The sequence below is a fragment of the Kitasatospora phosalacinea genome, assembly GCF_000716545.1.
Taxonomy (GTDB): Bacteria; Actinomycetota; Actinomycetes; order Streptomycetales; family Streptomycetaceae; genus Kitasatospora; species Kitasatospora phosalacinea.
In genome coordinates this window covers 45,648-60,452 of sequence record NZ_JNWZ01000023.1, presented here as the reverse complement: position 1 = coordinate 60,452, position 14,805 = coordinate 45,648, and the positions used below count along the sequence as shown (strand labels likewise).

15 protein-coding genes are annotated in these 14,805 nt (G+C 73.1%); 14 read left to right on the top strand and 1 reads right to left on the bottom strand.

Annotated features, from left to right (window positions below; all coding sequences use genetic code 11):
• Positions 1 to 29: 29 nt before the first annotated feature.
• From OO48_RS14255 to OO48_RS14200, 13 genes are all read left to right on the top strand, one after another.
• Entirely contained in the window at positions 30 to 773 is a 744-nt protein-coding gene (locus tag OO48_RS14255) for a 16S rRNA (uracil(1498)-N(3))-methyltransferase (RefSeq protein WP_033215945.1), read from the top strand.
• Positions 774 to 866: 93 nt separating this feature from the next.
• Entirely contained in the window at positions 867 to 4,064 is a 3,198-nt protein-coding gene (locus OO48_RS14250; RefSeq protein ID WP_033215943.1) for a S41 family peptidase, read from the top strand.
• A 111-nt stretch (positions 4,065 to 4,175) separates the two neighbouring features.
• Complete coding sequence (locus OO48_RS14245; RefSeq protein ID WP_033215941.1) at positions 4,176 to 4,529, top strand: HIT domain-containing protein; 354 nt, start codon at positions 4,176 to 4,178, stop codon at positions 4,527 to 4,529.
• A 3-nt stretch (positions 4,530 to 4,532) separates the two neighbouring features.
• Positions 4,533 to 5,450 (top strand): ribonuclease Z, encoded by a 918-nt coding sequence (locus OO48_RS14240; RefSeq protein ID WP_033215939.1) that lies wholly within the window; start codon positions 4,533 to 4,535, stop codon positions 5,448 to 5,450.
• A 297-nt stretch (positions 5,451 to 5,747) separates the two neighbouring features.
• The gene (locus OO48_RS14235) at positions 5,748 to 6,758 is read left to right on the top strand and encodes a PhoH family protein (protein ID WP_245194642.1); all 1,011 of its coding nucleotides are present in this window, start codon (positions 5,748 to 5,750) and stop codon (positions 6,756 to 6,758) included.
• Between the two features lie 14 nt (positions 6,759 to 6,772).
• Positions 6,773 to 7,267 carry an rRNA maturation RNase YbeY gene (gene ybeY, locus OO48_RS14230; protein WP_014135684.1) on the top strand — a complete coding sequence of 165 codons (495 nt, stop codon included), beginning with the start codon at positions 6,773 to 6,775 and terminating at the stop codon, positions 7,265 to 7,267.
• A 13-nt stretch (positions 7,268 to 7,280) separates the two neighbouring features.
• Positions 7,281 to 8,609: a hemolysin family protein gene (locus OO48_RS14225; protein WP_209439480.1), complete on the top strand. Its 1,329-nt coding sequence runs from the start codon at positions 7,281 to 7,283 to the stop codon at positions 8,607 to 8,609.
• A gap of 244 nt (positions 8,610 to 8,853) precedes the next feature.
• A complete protein-coding gene (locus OO48_RS38290; protein WP_033215990.1) occupies positions 8,854 to 9,093 on the top strand; it encodes a hypothetical protein in 240 nt (79 codons plus the stop codon).
• Complete coding sequence (locus OO48_RS14215; protein WP_033215930.1) at positions 9,093 to 9,632, top strand: DUF4383 domain-containing protein; 540 nt, start codon at positions 9,093 to 9,095, stop codon at positions 9,630 to 9,632. Before OO48_RS38290 ends, OO48_RS14215 begins: the two co-directional genes overlap by 1 nt.
• Positions 9,633 to 9,660: 28 nt before the next feature.
• Positions 9,661 to 10,014 carry a cytidine deaminase gene (locus tag OO48_RS14210; protein WP_033215989.1) on the top strand — a complete coding sequence of 118 codons (354 nt, stop codon included), beginning with the start codon at positions 9,661 to 9,663 and terminating at the stop codon, positions 10,012 to 10,014.
• Positions 10,015 to 10,120: 106 nt separating this feature from the next.
• On the top strand, positions 10,121 to 10,282 hold the full coding sequence (locus OO48_RS38285; RefSeq protein WP_157845451.1) for a hypothetical protein: 162 nt from the start codon (positions 10,121 to 10,123) through the stop codon (positions 10,280 to 10,282).
• An 83-nt stretch (positions 10,283 to 10,365) separates the two neighbouring features.
• A complete protein-coding gene (gene era / locus OO48_RS14205) occupies positions 10,366 to 11,295 on the top strand; it encodes a GTPase Era (RefSeq protein WP_425338537.1) in 930 nt (309 codons plus the stop codon).
• A gap of 31 nt (positions 11,296 to 11,326) precedes the next feature.
• Positions 11,327 to 12,040: an alpha/beta fold hydrolase gene (locus tag OO48_RS14200; RefSeq protein ID WP_033215926.1), complete on the top strand. Its 714-nt coding sequence runs from the start codon at positions 11,327 to 11,329 to the stop codon at positions 12,038 to 12,040.
• Positions 12,041 to 12,104: 64 nt separating this feature from the next.
• Here OO48_RS14200 and OO48_RS14195 read toward each other — a convergent pair whose 3' ends face one another.
• Entirely contained in the window at positions 12,105 to 12,371 is a 267-nt protein-coding gene (locus OO48_RS14195; RefSeq protein ID WP_033215924.1) for a protealysin inhibitor emfourin, read from the bottom strand.
• A gap of 364 nt (positions 12,372 to 12,735) precedes the next feature.
• Between OO48_RS14195 and leuA the strand changes: the two genes are divergently transcribed.
• Positions 12,736 to 14,520, top strand: a complete 1,785-nt coding sequence (leuA, locus tag OO48_RS14190; RefSeq protein WP_033215922.1) for a 2-isopropylmalate synthase — start codon at positions 12,736 to 12,738, stop codon at positions 14,518 to 14,520.
• Positions 14,521 to 14,805: the final 285 nt, after the last annotated feature.

Genomic DNA, 14,805 nt, shown 5'->3' with positions numbered 1-14,805 from the left:
GGGTTCCCGTTGAGAGGACTGCTGTACCGATGACCGCACCGGTGTTCGTCGTCGACGACCTGACGGGGGCCGCCCCCGGCACGACCGTCCGCCTCGACGGCCCCGAGGGCCGGCACGCCGTCGCCGTCAAACGCCTCGGACCCGGCGAGGCGCTCACCCTCGCCGACGGCCGCGGCCGCGGCGCGGACGGCACCGTCGCCGCGCTGCACGGCAAGGACGCCCTGGACGTCCTGGTCGCCGCCGTCCGCGAGGAGCCCGCCCCGGCGCCCCGGATCACCGTCGTCCAGGCCCTCCCCAAGGGCGAGCGCGGCGAACTCGCCGTCGAGACCATGACCGAGGCGGGCATCGACGCGATCGTCCCCTGGGCCGCCTCCCGCTGCATCACCCAGTGGAAGGGCGAGCGCGGCGCCAAGGCGCTCGCCAAGTGGCGGGCCACCGCCCGCGAGGCCGGCAAGCAGTCGCGGCGGCTGCGCTTCCCCGAGGTCCGGGACGCGGTGACCACCCGGCAGCTGCTGCCGCTGCTGGCCGCCGCGGACTTCGCGGCCGTCCTGCACGAGGAGGGGTCGCTGCCGCTGGCCACCGCGCGGCTGCCCGCCGACGGCGAGATCGTCCTGGTGGTCGGGCCCGAGGGGGGCGTCTCCCCGGACGAGATCGCCGCCTTCGCCGAGGCCGGCGCCGCTCCGTACCGGCTCGGCCCCTCCGTCCTGCGCACCTCCACGGCGGGCGTCGCGGCCGGCTCGCTCCTGCTGGGACGCACGGGGCGCTGGGGGTAGCGAGCGGGAGCGGGGCGCCGGGGCCGCCGCGGTCCGGCTGCGTACTCCCGCAACCTCTGACGGATCGCGGGCTCCGCGTCCTAGGCTGGCGGGATGACCGAATCTACGCGCGGCTACCTGCGCCACCCCCACCTGCACGGCGATCTCGTGGCCTTCGTCGCCGAGGACGACGTCTGGCTGGCGCCCGTGACGGGCGGGCGGGCCTGGCGGGTGACGGCGGACCAGGTGCCGGTGGGGGCGGTGCGGTTCTCGCCGGACGGGCGGTCGCTGGCCTGGGCGTCGACCCGGGACGGCGCGCCCGAGGTGCACGTCGGGCCGGTGGAGGGCGGCGCGGCGCGGCGGCTGACGTACTGGGGGAGCCCGCACACCGCGCTGGTGGGGTGGAGCGCGGACGGGCGGCCGGTCGCGATCACCACCGCCGGGCAGGAGACGATCCGGCGGACCTGGGCGTTCGCGGTGCCGCTGGACGGCGGGGAGCCGACGCGGCTGCCGTACGGGCCGATCGGCTCGCTGGCGTTCGAACCGGTGCCGGAGGGCACCGGCGGCGGGCGGGTGCTGCTGGGGACGCACAACCGGGAGGCCGCGCACTGGAAGCGCTACCGGGGCGGGCGGGCCGGGAAGCTGTGGATCGGCGCGGCCCGGTTCGAGCGCCTGCACGCCGACCTGGACGGGCAGTTGGAGTGTCCGATGTGGGTCGGCGACCGGGTCGCGTTCCTCTCCGACCACGAGGGCACCGGGCGGCTGTACTCCAGCCTCCCGGACGGCTCCGACCTGCGGGCGCACGGCCCGGCGGACAGCGGGTTCTACGCCCGGCAGGCGTCCACCGACGGCACCCGGGTGATCTGGCAGAGCGCCGGCGAACTGTGGCTGCTGGACGGCCTGGACGGTGCTGAGCCGCGCCGGCTGGACGTGCGCCCGGCCGGGCCGCGCACCCGGCGCCGTCCGCACCCGACGCCCGCCGCCGGGCAGGTGGAGAGCGCCGCCCCGGACCGCACCGGCCGGGCCGCGGCCGTGGTGGTGCGCGGCACCGTGCACTGGGTGACCCACCGGGAGGGCCCGGCCCGGGTGCTGGACGAGACGCCCGGTGCGCGCGGCCGGCTGGCCCGGGTGGTCCCCGGCGAGGACGACGCGCAGGGCGCGGTGTGGGTCACCGACGCCGAGGGCGACGACGCACTGGAGTACGCCCCGGCGGTGCTGGGCCCGGAGCGCCGCCGGCTGGCGGCCGGCCGGCTCGGGCGGGTGCGCGCGCTGGTGGTCTCGCCGGACGGGCGGCAGCTCGCGGTAGCCTCGCACGACGGCCGGGTGCTGCTGGTGGCGCTCAGCGACGGCGCCGTGAACGAGCTGGCGCACAGCGCCGACGGCGAGGTCTCCGGGCTGGTGTTCAGCCCGGACTCGGCGTGGCTGGCCTGGTCGCAGCCGGTGCTCGGCCCGTGGTCGCTGCGGCAGATCATGATCGCCGACCTGACCTCGCGCACCGTCAGCGAGGCCACCCCGCAGCGCTTCCACGACTACTCGCCGGCCTTCACCGCCGACGGCAAGCACCTGGCGTTCCTCTCGGTGCGCAGCTTCGACCCGGTGTACGACCAGCACGCCTTCGACCTGTCCTTCCCCGGCGGCACCCGCCCGTACCTGCTGACGCTGGCCGCCGAGACCCCGTCGCCGTTCGGCCCGCAGCGCGGCGGGCGGCCGGCCGGCGGCGAGGAGGAGCCCAAGGAGGGCGAGAAGGACGCCGCGGTGCCCGGCACCCGGGTCGACCTGGAGGGCATCGCCGACCGGATCGTGCCGTTCCCGGTGGAGGCCGGGCGGTTCGGGGTGCTGCGCGCCGCGAAGGACGGGGTGCTGTGGACCAGGTACCCGCTCGGCGGTGAACTCGGCGACAGCGCCGCCTCGTTGGACGACGAGCCGGCCCGCACCGCGCTGGAGCGGTTCGACCTGGGGAAGCGCCGGGCGGAGGAGCTGCTCACCGGCGTCGACGCGTTCGCGGTCAGCGGCGACGGCACCCGGCTGGCGGTGCTGGAGGACGGTTCGCTGCGGATCGTGCCCGCCGACCAGAAGGCCGGCGAGGACGAGGAGGCCGAGGTCGGCCTGGACCGGGTCCGGGTCACCGTCGACCCGGCCGCCGAGTGGCGGCAGATGTTCGACGAGAACGGCCGCCTGATGCGGGACAACTTCTGGCGCGCCGACCTGGGCGGCGTCGACTGGGCCGGCGTCCTGGCCAGGTACCGGCCGCTGGTCGAGCACCTCGGCAGCCGCTCCGACCTGGTCGACCTGCTCTGGGAGACGGTCGGCGAGCTCGGCACCTCGCACGCGTACGTGCTGCCGCCCGGCCGCGGCACCGAGGCCGCCCGGCGGCAGGGCCTGCTCGGCGCGGACCTGGTGCGCGACGGCGAGGTGTGGCGGGTGGCCCGGGTGCTGCCCGGCGAGTCCTCCGACCCGCGGGCCCGCTCCCCGCTGGCCGCGCCCGGCGCGGCGATCCGGCCGGGGGACGCGGTCCTGGCCGTCAACGGCCGCCCGGTCGACCCGGTCAGCGGCCCCGCCCCGCTGCTGGCCGGCACCGCCGACCAGCCGGTCGAGCTCACCGTCGGCGGCAAGGACGGCGGCGAGCGCCACCCCGTCGTGGTGCCGCTCGACGACGAGGAGGCGCTGCGCTACCACGACTGGGTCGCCGGGCGGCGGGCCGCCGTCCGCGAACTGTCCGGCGGGCGGCTCGGCTACCTGCACGTCCCCGACATGCAGAGCGCGGGCTGGGCGCAGCTCCACCGCGACCTGCGGTTCGAGATGTCCCTGGAGGGCGTCGTCCTCGACCTGCGGGAGAACCGGGGCGGCCACACCTCCCAGCTGATCGTCGAGAAGCTGGCCCGCCGGATCGTCGGCTGGAACCACGGCCGCGACCTCGCCCACCCCGACCCGTACCCCGGCGACGCCCCGCGCGGCCCGGTGGTCGCGCTGGCCGACGAGTTCTCCGGCTCCGACGGCGACATCGTCAACGCCGCGATCCAGGCCCTGGGCATCGGCCCGGTGGTCGGCACCCGGACCTGGGGCGGCGTCATCGGCATCGACAGCAGGTACACCCTGGTCGACGGGACGCTGGTCACCCAGCCCAAGTACTCGTACTGGGTCGAGGGCTACGGCTGGCACCTGGAGAACCGGGGCGTCACCCCCGACGTCGAAGTCCCGATCGCCCCGCACGACTGGGCGGCCGGCCGCGACCCCCAACTGGAGACCGCCGTCCGCCTCGCCCTGGAGTCCCTGGACCGCACCCCGGCCAAGACCCCGCCCCCGGTCGACTGACCCCGGCCGGCGGCGGCGACAGGCGCCCGACCCGCCGGATCCCCGATCGCGGCGCGCCGACCGCTGTAAGGTCGTGGCACCAGTGACGGATCCAGGTGAGGAGCACGGGAGATGGCCGGCGAGCCGCAGGCGGACTGTGTGTTCTGCAAGATCGTGTCGGGGGACGTTCCGGCGACCGTGGTGCGCAAGACCGAGCGGACGCTGACGTTCCGGGACATCAACCCGCAGGCGCCCACGCACCTGCTGGTGATCCCGCGGGTGCACTACCCCGACGCGGCCGAACTGGCCGCCGCCGAACCGGAGGTGGCGGCCGAACTGCTCGCCGAGGCGGGCGGCGCGGCGGCGGGGGAGGGCCTGGAGGCGTACCGGCTGATCTTCAACACCGGTGCGGGCGCCGGGCAGACGGTGTTCCACGCGCACGTGCACGTGCTGGGCGGCAAGCCGCTCACCGAGGGTCTGGTCTGAGCGTTGTCGCAGCGTGAACTCGTCGTCCTGGGCACCGCCAGCCAGGTGCCGACCAGGCACCGCAACCACAACGGGTACCTGCTGCGCTGGGACGGCGAGGGGCTGCTGTTCGACCCGGGGGAGGGCACGCAGCGGCAGATGCTGCACGCCGGGGTGAGCGCCACCGGGATCACCCGGATCGCGGTGTCGCACTTCCACGGGGACCACTGCCTGGGACTGCCCGGGATCGTGCAGCGGATCAACCTGGACCGGGTGCCGCACCCGGTGGACGCCTACTACCCGGCGTCCGGGCAGGAGTTCTTCGACCGGCTGCGGCACGCCAGCGCCTACCACGCGTCCGCCGAGATCCGGGAGCGCCCGGTCACCGCCGCGGGCCCGCTGGACGCGCCGGGCGCCCCGTTCGCGCTGGACGCGGCGAGGCTCTCCCACCCGGTGGAGTCTTTCGGCTACCGGCTGACCGAGCCGGACGGGTTCCGGCTGCGGCCCGAGAAGCTGCGCGAACTCGGCCTGCGGGGCCCCGCGGTGGGCGTGCTGCAGCGCGAGGGCCGGGTCGAACTGGACGGGCGGACGGTCACCGCCGAGCAGGTCGGCGAAGTCCGGCCGGGCCAGCGGTTCGCCTTCGTGATGGACACCCGGCTCTGCGACGGGGTGCACGAACTCGCCGAGGGAGCCGACCTGTTGGTGATCGAGGCGACCTTCCTCGACCGGGACGCCGGGCTCGCCGAGGAGCACGGCCACCTGACCGCCGCCCAGGCGGCCCGGGTGGCCGCCGGGGCCGGGGTGCGCAGGCTGGTGCTCACGCACTTCTCGCAGCGCTACCCGGACCTGGCCGACCACCTCGCGGAGGCGCGCGAGCACTTCGACGGCGAGGTCGTGCTCGCCGAGGACCTGGCCAGGATCCCCGTCCCGCCGCGCCGCTGACCGCCGCCGGGGCCCGACCGGCCGCGCCGACGACCGCCACCGGGCCCGCACGCGGGAAAACCGTTCGCACATCGGGGCGAAAGCCCCCACCATCGAAGCCGCCGCGCCGCTCCGGCGAACACCCGCGCGGCGTACCCTGGTGACCCGGAGAGCCCGAGCCACACGACAGACGGATGGGGATGAGGCAGGCCGCAGCGCCGACCCATGAGTGACACACCGCAGACCCGCACCGACGGACAGCGGCGCCCCGACGAGGCGTCCACCAGCACCCGGATCGTCATCCCGGAGAAGCACCCGATGGTCACCCTGCTGGGTGCGGCCGACTCGCTCCTGCGAGTGATCGAGGAAGGCTTCCCGGGCGCCGACATCCACGTCCGCGGAAACGAGGTGACGGCCACCGGCTCTCCCGCCGAGGTCGCGCTCGTCAAGCAGCTCTTCACCGAGATGATGCTGGTGCTGCGCACCGGCCAACCCCTGACGGAGGACGCCGTGGAGCGCTCCATCACCATGCTCAGGAGTGCCGCCGAGGACCCGGCCCACCCGGCCCCGTCCGAGGTGTTCACGGCGAACATCCTGTCCAACCGGGGCCGCACCATCCGCCCCAAGACGCTCAACCAGCAGCGCTACGTCGAGGCGATCGACAAGCACACCATCGTCTTCGGCCTCGGCCCGGCCGGCACCGGCAAGACCTACCTGGCGATGGCCAAGGCCGTGCAGGCCCTGCAGGCCAAGGAGGTCAACCGGATCATCCTGACCCGGCCGGCCGTCGAGGCGGGGGAGCGGCTGGGCTTCCTGCCCGGCACCCTCTACGAGAAGATCGACCCGTACCTGCGCCCGCTGTACGACGCGCTGCACGACATGATGGACCCCGACTCGATCCCGCGGCTGATGGCGGCCGGGACGATCGAGGTGGCCCCGCTGGCGTACATGCGCGGCCGCACCCTGAACGACGCCTTCATCATCCTCGACGAGGCGCAGAACACCTCGCCCGAGCAGATGAAGATGTTCCTGACCCGCCTGGGCTTCAACTCCCGGGTGGTCGTGACCGGCGACACCAGCCAGATCGACCTGCCGGGCGGCACCCGCTCCGGCCTCAAGGTGGTCCAGGAGATCCTCACCGACGTGCCCGACATCCACTTCTCGGTGCTGACCAGCACCGACGTGGTGCGGCACAAGCTGGTCGGCCGCATCGTGGATGCGTACGAACGCTGGGACGCCCGGCAGGAGGCCGAGGAGTCCGGCGACCGCAAACCCGTCCAACGGCGGGGCGCCCGGGCGCCCCGGCAGTCCCATCGCACCGAAAGCTGAGTACTGAGCCCTCCATGTCGATCGACATCGCCAACGAGTCCGGGTGGGACGTCGACGAGGAGTCCATCCTCGACGTCGCCCGCTACGCCCTCGACAAGATGCGGATCCATCCGCAGTCCGAGCTCTCCGTCATCCTCTACGACAGCGAGTCGATGGCGGAGCTGCACGTCCAGTGGATGGACCTGCCAGGACCGACCGACGTGATGTCCTTCCCGATGGACGAGCTGCGTCCGGGCAAGGAGGGCGAGGACCTGCCCGAGGGCCTGCTCGGCGACATCGTGCTCTGCCCCGAGGTGGCGAAGGAGCAGGGCCTGGCCGCCCCCACCAAGCACTCGATGGACGAGGAGCTGCAGCTGCTCACCGTCCACGGGGTGCTGCACGTGCTCGGCTACGACCACGAGGAGCCCGACGAGGAGCGCGAGATGTTCGCGCTCCAGAAGCGGATCCTGGACGACTGGCGGGCCGGCCGCGGCCTGTCCGGCCTGTCGCCCGCGCCGACCGTCCACTGAGGGCCGGCCCGCTGTGAGTGGTGAGAGTACGAGCTTCCTGATCGGTGCGCTGGTGCTGGTCGGCCTGGGCTGGCTGGCGGCGTGCGCCGAGGCGGGCATCTCCCGGATGTCCCGCTTCCGGGCCGAGGAGGCGGTCCGCTCGGGTCGGCGCGGTTCCGGCCGGCTGCTGACCCTGGCCTCCGACAACATCCGCTACCTGAACCTGGCGACGCTGATCCGGGTCGCCAGCGAGATGGGCGCCGCGGTGCTGGTCACCGTGGTGTGCGTGCGCGGCTTCCAGCAGACCTGGCAGGCCGTGCTGGTGGCGTTCGGCGTGATGGTGCTGGTGTCCTTCGTGGCGGTCGGGGTCTCCCCGCGCACGATCGGCCGCCAGCACCCGCTGAGCACCGTCACCGCCGCGTCCTACGTGCTGCTGCCGCTGGCCCGGATCCTCGGGCCGATCCCGCGGCTGCTGATCCTGCTGGGCAACGCGCTGACGCCCGGCAAGGGCTACAAGGAGGGCCCGTTCGCCTCCGAGGCCGAGCTGCGGGCGCTGGTCGACCTGGCCGAGAAGGACGACCTGATCGAGGACGAGGAGCGCCGGATGGTGCACTCGGTCTTCGAACTGGGCGATACCATCGTGCGCGAGGTGATGGTGCCCCGCACCGACCTGGTGATGATCGAGCGGCACAAGACCGTCCGCCAGACGCTGACGCTGGCGCTGCGCTCGGGCTTCTCGCGGATCCCGGTGGTCGGCGACAACGAGGACGACGTGGTCGGCATCGTCTACCTCAAGGACCTGGTGCGCCGCACCCACATCAACCGGGACGCCGAGTCCGACCAGGTCGACTCGGTGATGCGCCCGGCGGTGTTCGTCCCCGACTCCAAGCCGGCCGCGGACCTGCTGCGCGAGATGCAGCAGATGCGCTCGCACGTCGCGATCGTGATCGACGAGTACGGCGGCACCGCCGGACTGGTCACCATCGAGGACATCCTGGAGGAGATCGTCGGCGAGATCACCGACGAGTACGACCGGGAGATCGCGCCGGTCGAGGACCTCGGGGACGGCTCGTACCGGATCACCGCCCGGCTCACCGTGGAGGACCTCGGCGAGCTGTTCGGGATCGAGCTGGACGACGAGGACGTGGAGACCGTCGGCGGGCTGCTGGCCAAGTGCCTGGGGCGGGTGCCGATCCCGGGTTCCTCGTGCGAGGTGCCGGTGCCGGAGGGCAGCGGGCTGGCCGCGATCGGCCTGACCGCGGAGAGCTCGGCGGGCCGGCGCAACCGGATCGGCACCGTGGTGGCCACCCCGGTGCGGATCGCGGAGGAGAGCGAGGAGCCGGCCGAGGAGGCCGCCTCCTAGCCCTCTAGCGGCGCGCTGTTCGGCGGGCCCTCCTCGGCAGCCCCCTGGACGGATCCGTGTGCAGCCCCTGGACAGATCCGTGGACGGGGCCGTGGACAGACCCGTGAACGGGCCCGTGGACAGACCCGTGGACAGACCCGTGGACGGGCCCTTGGACGGGCCGTCCCAATCGGTGGTGCCGGTTGGGACGGTTCGGCCCGGGGCCCGTTTGCGGTGCCGCCGGTGCGTGCGCACCGTGGAAGACATGGCTCATCTACTGCGCGCGGAGTACGGCCCGAGCGGGCCGGCCGACGGGGTGGCCAGGTGGCACGTGGTCCGTGCCGCCGACCCCTCGCACGGCATGTGCGGCGCCGAGATCGCCTCGGACGCCGAGAGCAGGCCGGAGGAGGCCTGGGGCACCGGGCTGCACTGCTGCCAGCAGTGCGGGTCGCTGTACCTCCACGAAGTGCCGTTCCTCCGGTCCGACCACGCGGGGAGGACCTGATGAAACTGCAGGACGAACTCCCGGTCGACCACCGGCTGGGCAGGGTCTACCGCTACGGCGCGGGGCTGTGCGGACTGTTCCTGGTGGTGTTCGGCGTCCTGGGGCTGACCGGCACCCACCCGGGATTCCTGGACACCTCGGGCAAGGAGGTGATCGGCCTGTCCAGCAACGGGGCGCTGAGCGTGCTCTCCCTGGTGGCCGGCGGGATCCTGATCCTGGGCGCCGTGATCGGCGGCAACACCGCCTCCAACATCAACATGGTCATGGGCGTGCTGTTCGTGCTGGCCGGCTTCGTCGGCCTGATGGTGCTGGACTCCAGCGCCAACCGGCTCGCCTTCCACATCTCCAACGTCATCTTCAGCTTCGTGTTCGGCTTCGTGGTGCTGACCTTCGGGATGTACGGCCGGGTCAGCAGCCACCTGCCGCAGGACAACCCGTACTGGAAGCGGCGCCACGCCCACGACGACGAACAGCCGGACGGGCCGCCGGCCCTGGTGAAGGTGCTCCGGCCCGGCCCGCCCAAACCGACCGGGCACTGAGCGCCGGGCGGTAACTATGCTCGGGGCCATGACCGAGATTTCCGAGCTGGACCCCGAGGACAAGAAGATCATCACGCTGGCCCGCTCGGCCCGCGCCCGCAACGGCGTGGCCGAGGGGGCCGCCGTCCGTGACGAGACCGGGCGGACGTACGTGGCCGGGACGGTGGCGCTGGAGTCGCTGCGGCTGAGCGCGCTGCAGACGGCGGTGGCGATGGCGGTGGCGAGCGGGGCGAAGAGCCTGGAGGCGGCCGCGGTGGTGTCCGAGGCGGACGCTCCGGCGGCGGGCGACCTGGCCGCCGTGCGGGACCTGGGCGGGGCCGGGACGCCGGTGCTGCTGGCCGGGCCGGACGGGGCGCTGAAGCTGGCCGCCGCCGCGGAGTGAGGCCCGGGCGGGCGGGGCGTCCGGAAGGAGCCCCGCCGCCCTTTCCGCCGACCGCACGGGTGCGATAATCGCACCGGCCGGAGCCGGTTCCGGCGGGGGAGGGGACATGGGCGTCGCGGCGTTCTTCTGCGGGCTGATCCTCTGCGTCATGGGCTTCGGGCGCTGGCACGAGACCGGCTCCCCGTGGTGGCTGGGCGGCACCCTGGCCCTGCTGGCACTCGTCCTGGTCGGCGCGATCACCGGCGGCGGGAAGAGGAAGGCCGACTGAACGCCCGCGACCGAACGCCCGCGGTCGGGGCCTCCGGGGCCGGATGTCGGGGGCGGTCCCGCCGATCGGCGACAATGGGTGCCATGAATGCCCCTTCCTCCCCGTACCGCTCCGGGTTCGCGTGCTTCGTCGGCCGCCCCAACGCGGGCAAGTCGACCCTGACCAACGCCCTGGTCGGGACGAAGGTCGCGATCACCTCCGACCGTCCGCAGACCACCCGGCACACCGTGCGCGGCATCGTGCACCGCCCCGACTCCCAGCTCGTGCTGGTGGACACCCCCGGGCTGCACAAGCCCCGCACCCTGCTCGGCGAGCGGCTCAACGACCTGGTCCGCACCACCTGGGCGGAGGTCGACGTGATCGGCTTCTGCGTGCCCGCCGACCAGAAGCTCGGCCCCGGCGACAAGTTCATCGCCAAGGAGCTCGCCGAGATCCGCAAGACGCCGAAGGTCGCGCTCGTCACCAAGACCGACCTGGTCGACTCCAAGCGGCTGGCCGAGCAGCTGATCGCCATCCAGCAACTGGGCGCCGAACTCGGCATCGAGTGGGCCGAGATCATCCCGGTCTCAGCGGTGGGCGACCAGCAGGTCGAGCTGGTCGGCGAGCTGCTGACCAAGCTGCTGCCCGAGGGCGTGCCGCTGTACCCGGACGGCGACCTCACCGACGAGCCCGAGCAGACCATGGTCGCCGAGCTGATCCGGGAGGCCGCGCTGGAGGGCGTGCGCGACGAGCTGCCGCACTCGCTGGCCGTGGTGGTCGAGGAGATGATCCCGCGCGAGGGCCGCCCCGCCGACCGCCCGCTGCTGGACATCCACGCCAACGTGTACATCGAGCGGCAGAGCCAGAAGGCCATCGTGATCGGTGCCAAGGGCGCCCGCCTCAAGCACGTCGGCACCACCGCCCGCAAGCAGATCGAGGCGCTCCTGGGCACCCCGGTCTACCTGGACCTGCACGTCAAGGTGGCCAAGGACTGGCAGCGCGACCCCAAGCAGCTGCGTAAGCTCGGCTTCTGACGGGACGTCACACCGGGAGGGGTCGGTCGGGATGGAACTGCACACCCACGAGTGGGGCGCGGGCGGGCGCACCGCACTGCTGGTCCACGGCATCCAGGCCGACCACCGCACCTGGCGGGTGATCGGCCCCGCGCTCGCCGAGCGCGGCTACCGGGTGGTCGCCGTCGACCTGCGCGGCCACGGCGCCTCCCCGCGCGGCACCGGCGCGAGCCCCGCCGAGCGGTACGGGCCCGAGCGGTTCGCCGAGGACCTGGTCGACACCCTGCCCGCCGGAGCCGACCTGGCGATCGGCCACTCGATGGGCGCGCTGGCGCTGCACCTGGCCGTCGAGCGGCTGAAGCCCGCCCGGGCGGTCTACAGCGACCCCGCGTTCGTCTACGACCGACCCGGGCTCGGCCCCCAGCCGTTCGTCGACTTCAAGCGCTTCGGCACCAGGGCGTTCATCACGGGCATGCACCCCGACTGGACCGCCGAGGACGTGGACACCGAGCTCGCCGCCCTCGCGGTCTGGGACAGCGACACCGCGCTCGGCCTGTGGGCGGACCCGGCGCTGTCCGTGCTGCCGGGACCGCCGGTCGTCCCCTCGCTGGTCCAGCTCGCCGACCCGAGCACCCTGGTGCCGGACCGGGACGCCGCCGAGCTGCGCCGCCGCGGCTTCGAGGTGCGCACCGTGCCCGGCGCCGGGCACTGCATCCACCGCGACGACCCGGCGGGCTTCCTGGCCTCGCTGGACGGCTGGCTCTGAACACCCCGGCCGGGCCGGCCCGACCAGCCCGGCCAGCCCTGCCGGGCCGGCCGCCGACGGCCCGTCAGGCGCCTTCGCGCAGCACCAGGCTGACCAGCTCGCGCTGGGAGTCGGTGAGCTTCGGATCGGCGCAGTGCACGGTGCGGCCGTCGACGGTGATCTCGTAGTGGAAGCCGTCTGGCACCCCGTACGCGGGCGCGCGCAGCCCGCCGGCCACCGCCTCGCGGGCCAGGGCGTGCACGTGCGGGGCGTCCGGGCGCTCCTCGGTGTTCATCTCGGCATACCGGAGCAGGCCGGCGAACCCGCCGGTGCGGGTGACCTGGATACGCATGGTTGTCAGTGTGCTACGCAACAGGGGTTTTCGCCGAGGCTTTCCGCCAACTTCCCGCAGCTCTTCCGGGGTTCCCGGCGGGACGGCCGCCGACGGACCCCGTCTCACTGGGTGGGATCGTGGCCGGGCTCACTGCGCCGTACCGTCCGGTGTTGTTACAGTGGCGACATCATGCGTATCCGGCTGCTCCTTCTTAGCTGCCGCGGCGAGGGCCTGTAGTCCAGTCAAGGCCGGCCCCCTCGCCGCGGGGAGTCGTGTTGCGCCCAGTGTGATCTTTCGCGGCGCATCTCAGTCGGCCGAGTTCGGGTGTCCTCATCCCCCGACCGCAGACCGCCTTCGACAACGGAAGCCGAGAGCCTCAGCCATGACCGAACAGTCCTCCGTCGCCCGCGCCTTCATCGACCGTCCCACCCCGATCACCGCCGCCACCGTGCAGCAGAAGCCCTCGGGGATGCCGTTCCAGCGCTACGTACCCTTCGGCACCATCGACCTGCCGGACCGCACCTGGCCGAGCAAGGTGATCACCCGGGCCCCGCGCTGGCTGTCCACCGACCTGCGCGACGGCAACCAGGCGCTGATCGACCCGATGTCGCCGGCCCGCAAGCGCAAGATGTTCGACCTGCTGGTGAAGATGGGCTACAAGGAGATCGAGGTCGGTTTCCCGTCGTCCGGCGCCACCGACTTCAACTTCGTCCGCTCGCTGATCGACGGGGGCGCGATCCCCGAGGACGTCACCATCTCGGTGCTGACCCAGGCCCGCGAGGACCTGATCGAGCGCACCGTCGAGTCGCTGAAGGGCGCGCCGCGGGCCACCGTCCACCTGTACAACGCGACCTCGCCGCTGTTCCGCCGGGTGGTGTTCAAGGCGAGCAAGGACGACATCAAGGCCATCGCGGTGGACGGCACCCGCCTGGTGATGGAGTACGCCGAGAAGATCCTGGGCGACGAGACGGTCTTCGGCTACGAGTACTCGCCGGAGATCTTCATCGACACCGAGCTGGACTACGCGCTGGAGGTCTGCGAGGCGGTGATGGACGTCTGGCAGCCCGGCGAGGGCCGCGAGATCATCCTGAACCTGCCGACCACCGTCGAGCGCTCCACCCCGAACGTCTACGCCGACAAGATCGAGTGGATGTCGCGGAACCTGTCGCGCCGCGAGTTCATCTGCCTGTCCACCCACCCGCACAACGACCGGGGCACCGGCGTGGCCTCCGCCGAACTGGCCGTGATGGCCGGCGCCGACCGCGTCGAGGGCTGCCTGTTCGGGCAGGGCGAGCGCACCGGCAACCTGGACCTGGTCAACGTCGGGATGAACCTGTTCTCCCAGGGCGTCGACCCGATGATCGACTTCTCGGACATCGACGAGATCCGCCGCACGGCCGAGTACTGCAACCAGATGCCGGTGCCCGAGCGCCACCCCTACGCGGGCGACCTGGTCTTCACCTCCTTCTCCGGCTCGCACCAGGACGCGATCAAGAAGGGCTTCGACGCCCTGGAGGACGACGCGGCCTCCGCCGGCGTCCCGGTCTCCGAGTACACCTGGGGCGTGCCCTACCTGCCGATCGACCCGAAGGACGTGGGCCGCAGCTACGAGGCGGTCATCCGGGTCAACTCGCAGTCCGGCAAGGGCGGCATCGCCTACGTGCTGAAGAACGACCACAAGCTGGACCTGCCGCGCCGGATGCAGATCGAGTTCTCGAAGATCATCCAGGCCAAGACCGACGCCGAGGGCGGCGAGGTCACCCCCGCCGACATCTGGGCGGTCTTCCAGGACGAGTACCTGCCGACCCCGGCCAACCCGTGGGGCCGGATCTCGCTGAGCGGCTCCCGCAGCCTGACCACCGAGGACGGCCGCGACGTGCTGAGCACCGAGGCCGTCGTGGACGGCACCGCGGTCACCCTGACCGGCACCGGCAACGGCCCGGTCTCCGCGTTCGTCAACGCGCTGGCCTCGATCGGCGTGGACGTCCGCGTCCTGGACTACGCCGAGCACGCGCTGAGCGAGGGCGGCGACGCGCAGGCCGCCGCGTACGTCGAGTGCGCCGTCGGTGACAAGGTGCTGTGGGGCGTGGGTGTCGACGGCAACACCGTGCTGGCCTCGCTGAAGGCCCTGGTCAGCGCCGTCAACCGGGCGGCGCAGCGCGGCTGACGCCGCCGCGCGCCGGTGCGCTCCGAGGGGACCCGTCGTCGGCGGGTCCCCTCCGCGTCCCCGGTGGACTTCCGCCGCCCCGGTCGGCGTCGGCGGATCTCCCTTCCGGTGAGGGGAGTTGACTGGTCATCAGTGGATGCCCGGCCCCCGGTGCGGGTGTTCGGGTGGTGTCGACAATCACATGTGTCCCCGGTCACAAATTTTCCCCCGGCACCCGTTCAGGGTGCTGACACGAGCCGGTAACCGTGGCAACATCGTCGGACCGGAACCGGGGTCGGTGGGACG

Coding starts and splice junctions, on each gene's coding strand:
- OO48_RS14255 (WP_033215945.1), top strand. CDS start 30: ATGACCGCACCGGTGTTCGTCGTCGACGACCTGACGGGGGCCGCCCCC.
- OO48_RS14250 (WP_033215943.1), top strand. CDS start 867: ATGACCGAATCTACGCGCGGCTACCTGCGCCACCCCCACCTGCACGGC.
- OO48_RS14245 (WP_033215941.1), top strand. CDS start 4,176: ATGGCCGGCGAGCCGCAGGCGGACTGTGTGTTCTGCAAGATCGTGTCG.
- OO48_RS14235 (WP_245194642.1), top strand. CDS start 5,748: ATGGTCACCCTGCTGGGTGCGGCCGACTCGCTCCTGCGAGTGATCGAG.
- ybeY (WP_014135684.1), top strand. CDS start 6,773: ATGTCGATCGACATCGCCAACGAGTCCGGGTGGGACGTCGACGAGGAG.
- OO48_RS38290 (WP_033215990.1), top strand. CDS start 8,854: ATGGCTCATCTACTGCGCGCGGAGTACGGCCCGAGCGGGCCGGCCGAC.
- OO48_RS14215 (WP_033215930.1), top strand. CDS start 9,093: ATGAAACTGCAGGACGAACTCCCGGTCGACCACCGGCTGGGCAGGGTC.
- OO48_RS14210 (WP_033215989.1), top strand. CDS start 9,661: ATGACCGAGATTTCCGAGCTGGACCCCGAGGACAAGAAGATCATCACG.
- OO48_RS38285 (WP_157845451.1), top strand. CDS start 10,121: ATGGGCGTCGCGGCGTTCTTCTGCGGGCTGATCCTCTGCGTCATGGGC.
- era (WP_425338537.1), top strand. CDS start 10,366: ATGAATGCCCCTTCCTCCCCGTACCGCTCCGGGTTCGCGTGCTTCGTC.
- OO48_RS14200 (WP_033215926.1), top strand. CDS start 11,327: ATGGAACTGCACACCCACGAGTGGGGCGCGGGCGGGCGCACCGCACTG.
- OO48_RS14195 (WP_033215924.1), bottom strand. CDS start 12,371: ATGCGTATCCAGGTCACCCGCACCGGCGGGTTCGCCGGCCTGCTCCGG.
- leuA (WP_033215922.1), top strand. CDS start 12,736: ATGACCGAACAGTCCTCCGTCGCCCGCGCCTTCATCGACCGTCCCACC.